At 71.4% G+C, this 3403-nt stretch carries 3 protein-coding genes; 2 read left to right on the forward strand and 1 reads right to left on the reverse strand.

What is annotated here, in order from left to right; all coding sequences use genetic code 11:
- On the reverse strand, window positions 1–1296 hold a 1296-nt coding region (locus tag PROKR_RS30055; RefSeq protein WP_051433522.1), incomplete at its 3' end, for an ABC transporter permease.
- Window positions 1297–1585: 289 nt separating this feature from the next.
- Here PROKR_RS30055 and eno point away from each other — a divergent pair.
- Together eno and PROKR_RS36670 are read left to right on the forward strand one after the other, a co-directional pair.
- Entirely contained in the window at window positions 1586–2866 is a 1281-nt protein-coding gene (gene eno, locus PROKR_RS30060; RefSeq protein ID WP_020017068.1) for a phosphopyruvate hydratase, read from the forward strand.
- A 195-nt stretch (window positions 2867–3061) separates the two neighbouring features.
- On the forward strand, window positions 3062–3403 hold a 342-nt coding region (locus PROKR_RS36670), incomplete at its 3' end, for a hypothetical protein (RefSeq protein WP_425414961.1).

Consider the following 3403-nt stretch of genomic DNA (forward strand, 5'->3'; position numbering starts at 1 on the left):
CATCGCGCCGGCGGGTCCGCCGCCACCACCGCCAGGGCCGCCCAACATGAAGCCGCCGCCCGAGGCGCCGCCGCTCAGCGTGATGCCCGCGAGGTTGATGGCCCAGACCGCCAGCGCGCCGATCGCCAGACCCGCGACGCCGCCGATCAGGCCCTGCACCACGGACTCGCCCGCGACCTGGCCCACCACGCGGCCCTTGCTCCAGCCGATCGCCTTGAGCGTGCCCAGCTCGCGAGTACGTCGGTTGACGCCGGACACCGTGAACAGGATCGCGAGGCCGAAGGCCCCCGCGAGCACGATGACGCTCAGCCAGGTGCCGAGCGTGCCGATCAGGTTGGACGCCGTCGACAGGGAGCCCGTGACGCCCTCGGCGAGGTCGGACTGCGTGCTCACGGAGGCGTCGGGCAGCTCGCCCTCGATCGCGGCGGCCACGGCGTCCACGTTCTCGGCCGAGTCGACCTGCACGTAGACGTCGGTGACCTGGTCCGCGAGGTCCGCGAGGGTCTGCGCGGTGGCCAGGGGCACGTAGACGTCCGACGCCGTGGCGACGTCGTCACCGGTCGTGGAGGTGACCGTGCCGACGATCTCCAGCTCCTCGCCGCCCACGGTGATCGTGTCGCCGACGGCGAGCTCCTGCTGCGTGGCGTAGGTGGCGTCCAGGACGGCGACGTTCTCGTCGTCCGCCGCCAGTGTCCGGCCGTCGGCCACGGCGGCGGTGGTCAGCGGCCCGACGGCGGCGGCGTCCGGGTCCACTCCCGTGACCGTGAACTGTTCGATCTCGAACGACGACCCGCCGGCCGACCCTTCGCCGGAGCCGTCCGGACCCATCTGCATGGTGACCGGGCCGCCGCCCTCCTGCATTGCCTCGAAGTCCGGCATCTCGCCGGAGAACGACATGTTCTGCAGGTCCAGCGTCGCGGCGACGCCGGACACGTGGTCCAGGCCCGCGACGGACTCCAGCGCGGCGGCGTCGAACGCCGTCGACCCCATGGCGGTGCTGAGGCGGTCCTGCGCGAGGTTGCGCGTGCCGTCCTCGCCGGCCTCGCCCTCTCCCTCGCCGAAGTCGAACCGGCCGGGGCCGCCGCCCTCGCCCGGGCCCTCGCCGGCCTGGGTCACGGTGATGTCGGTGCCGACGCCGTAGACCGACTCGAGCACCTCCGCCTGGGCGTTCCGGACGCCCGTCGAGACCGCGTTGACGACGATGACCAGTGCGATCGCGACCGCGAGCCCGATCGCGACCACGACCGTCTGCTTGCGTCGGTTGCGCAGCTCTCTGCGCAGATAGGTGAAGAACATGGGCTCCTGCCTGGGGTCCTGAGGAACGTGCGGGGACGTTGGTGTCCGCGCAGACCGCCGCGTGGGCGGTGCCGCACGCCGTGGAGGAGGGGCGAGCAGGCGTGCGCGCCGCGCCGCGAGCGGTCTGCGCCGGACGGTCGGGACGCTAGGCAGGCTCGCTGTGGCGGCCCTGTCGCAGACCTGTGGCGGGCCTGTGAACTGCGGGCCGGTGGACGGTTCCGCGCCCTCTCGCCCGACGTCCTAGGCTGGGGGCCGTAACCTCCGAGCAACATCCTTAGAAGGAGACCCCGTGGCTAGCATCGAAGCCGTTGGAGCACGCGAGATCCTCGACTCGCGCGGCAACCCCACCGTGGAGGTGGAGATCGTCCTCGACGACAACACCTTCGCCCGTGCGGCGGTCCCGTCCGGTGCATCGACCGGCGCGTTCGAGGCCGTCGAGCTGCGTGACGGAGACAAGGGCCGTTACCTGGGCAAGGGCGTCGAGAAGGCGGTCGCGGCCGTCAACGACGAGATCGCCCCCGAGCTCATCGGGTACGACGCCGAAGAGCAGCGCATCATCGACCAGACCCTCCTGGACCTGGACGGCACGCCGAACAAGGGCAAGCTGGGCGCGAACGCGATCCTGGGCGTGTCCCTCGCCGTCGCGAAGGCCGCCGCCAAGAGCTCCGGCCTGGACCTGTTCCGGTACGTGGGCGGCCCGAACGCGCACGTCCTGCCCGTGCCGATGATGAACATCCTCAACGGCGGGTCCCACGCGGACTCGAACGTGGACATCCAGGAGTTCATGGTTGCCCCGATCGGCGCCCCGACGTTCCGCGAGGCGCTGCGCACCGGCACCGAGGTGTACCACTCCCTCAAGTCCGTGCTGAAGGAGAAGGGCCTGGCCACCGGCCTGGGCGACGAGGGCGGCTTCGCGCCGAACCTCGGCAGCAACCGTGAGGCGCTCGACCTGATCCTCGTCGCGATCGAGCGGGCCGGCCTCAAGCCGGGCACCGACGTCGCGCTCGCGCTGGACGTCGCCTCGACCGAGTTCTTCTCGGACGGCGTGTACGCCTTCGAGGGCGGCAAGAAGACGCCGGACGAGATGATCGCGTACTACGAGCAGCTCGTGGCCGACTACCCGCTGGTGTCCATCGAGGACCCGCTGTCCGAGGACGAGTGGGACTCCTGGTCCGGGCTCATGGGCAAGGTCGGCGACAAGGTGCAGATCGTGGGCGACGACCTGTTCGTCACCAACCCGGAGCGCCTCGCCAAGGGCATCGAGCTCAAGTCGGCGAACTCGCTGCTGGTCAAGCTCAACCAGATCGGCACGCTCACCGAGACGCTGGACGCCGTGACGCTGGCCCAGCGCAACGGCTTCACCACGATGACCTCGCACCGCTCCGGCGAGACCGAGGACACCACCATCGCGGACCTGTCCGTGGCGACCAACGCCGGCCAGATCAAGACCGGTGCCCCCGCCCGCGGTGAGCGCATCTCGAAGTACAACCAGCTCCTGCGCATCGAGGAGGCGCTCGACGAGGCCGGCACCTACGCCGGCCGGTCGGCGTTCCCGCGCTTCCAGGGCTGATCCAGGCCTGACGGCGCTGGTCGAGGGGGCCTCAACCGTTCGACCGGCGCCGGTGCGGTAGCACCACACCGAGCTGTCAGACATGCGCGGACACGTCCGCGCATGTCTGACAGCCTTTTGGTTCCACGGGATCCACACACGGCGCGCCGGAGGTAATGCCCGTACAAAGGCCTGGCGAATCGGCACAATCGACCCATGCCTTCCTCACGTCGCCCGGCGCGGCCCTCGGGTTCGGCGCGCGGCTCGGGTGCGCGCCCCTCGTCGACCCCGCGCACGGGTGCGTCCGGCGCCAAGGGCGGCAAGGGGACGACGCCGTCGAACGGCCGGGCTGGAGCCAAGAAGGCCCCCGGGCAGACGGCCAAGGGGCCCGCGGCCAAGAACACGAAGGGCTCCCCGGCGAAGGACACGAAGGGCTCGAAGGGCTCGAGGACGGCCAAGGATGCCGCCACGGACCGGAAGGCGGGGACGACGGCGGGGCGTACCGCCGCGAAGCCGACGCGGGCGCGCTCGACGACCGCCGCGCCGTCCGCGCGCAAG

The sequence above is a fragment of the Promicromonospora kroppenstedtii DSM 19349 genome (genome assembly GCF_000515355.1).
GTDB classification, from domain to species: Bacteria; Actinomycetota; Actinomycetes; order Actinomycetales; family Cellulomonadaceae; genus Promicromonospora; species Promicromonospora kroppenstedtii.